The organism is Herbaspirillum lusitanum P6-12 (genome assembly GCF_000256565.1).
In the GTDB taxonomy this organism is placed as follows: Bacteria; Pseudomonadota; Gammaproteobacteria; order Burkholderiales; family Burkholderiaceae_D; genus Herbaspirillum; species Herbaspirillum lusitanum.
Map to the genome: position 1 here is coordinate 1 of NZ_AJHH01000453.1, position 1,096 is coordinate 1,096.

Genomic DNA, 1,096 nt, shown 5'->3' on the forward strand with positions numbered 1-1,096 from the left:
GCCGATCAGGCTCTTGGCGGCCGGCGCGACGTCAACCGAGCGCGGCGCAGCGGCCTCCACCAGCGTCATGCCCTGCTTTTCCAGCACGGCCTTGATGGCGTTGAGCGCCGAGACGGAATTCGATTCGCCCGGATTGTAGACGATCCCGATGCGCTTGGCGCTTGGCAGGACCTTCTTGATGATCTCGACCTGCTTGACCGGATCCAGCATGTGCGACAGGCCGGTCACGTTGGTGCCGGACGGGCCCCAGTCCTTGACCAGTTGCGCCGCGATCGGATCGGCGATGCCGGAGTAGACGATAGGGATGGTCTTGGTCGACGCCACCAGCGGCTGCGCCGACGGGGTGCCGATGGCGACGATCACGTCAGGGTTGTCGCCGACGAATTTCTTGGCTATCTGGCCGGCGGTGCCGGCATTGCCCTGGGCGCTCTGGAACTCGAATTTGAAACCCTTGCCGCCCTCGTAGCCTTCGGCCTTGAGCTCGTCGCGGGTGCCGTCGCGTACGGCGTCCAGCGCCGGATGCTCGACGATCGATGTGACCATGACGCTCTTGTCCGCGGCCAATGCCGGCGCAGCGCAGACAGCCGCCAGTGCAAGTGCGCCGGTAATGGCGCGCAAAGTTTTACTCAATGTGAACATATCCTCTCCTCTGTGATGCTGTGTATGAAAAAGCGCCTCTAGGCGGGCGCTTGCTTTTTCGCTGATGACCGATTTATTTGATGACTGTCTTGGCCGACTTGATCAGGTCAGCCGACAAGGTCACGCCTTGTTTTTGCGCAGCGGTCGTATTGACGAACAGTTCCAGCTTGCTGCTGGTGGCCGAAGCGATGTCGCCCGGTTTTTCGCCCTTCAGGATGCGTGCGACGACCTTGCCGGTCTGGCGGCCCAGGTCATAGTAGTTCACGCCCAGCGCAGCAATCGCGCCGCGCTTGACGCTGTCGGTGTCGGAGGCGACCAGCGGGATCTTGGCGTCGTTGCCGACCTTGACCAGCGCTTCATAGGCGGACACGACGTTGTTGTCGGTGTTGGTATAGATCACGTCGACCTTGCCGATCAGGCTCTTGGCGGCGCCGGTGGCCAGGAACGAGTTGTAGCC

At 62.2% G+C, this 1,096-nt stretch carries 2 protein-coding genes; both read right to left on the minus strand.

What is annotated here, in order from left to right; translation table 11 throughout:
- Positions 1-639: ABC transporter substrate-binding protein (locus HLUSI_RS0114880; protein ID WP_029363551.1), on the minus strand; the 639-nt coding region annotated here is incomplete at its 3' end.
- Between the two features lie 73 nt (positions 640-712).
- Positions 713-1,096: ABC transporter substrate-binding protein (locus HLUSI_RS0114885; protein ID WP_016834744.1), on the minus strand; the 384-nt coding region annotated here is incomplete at its 5' end.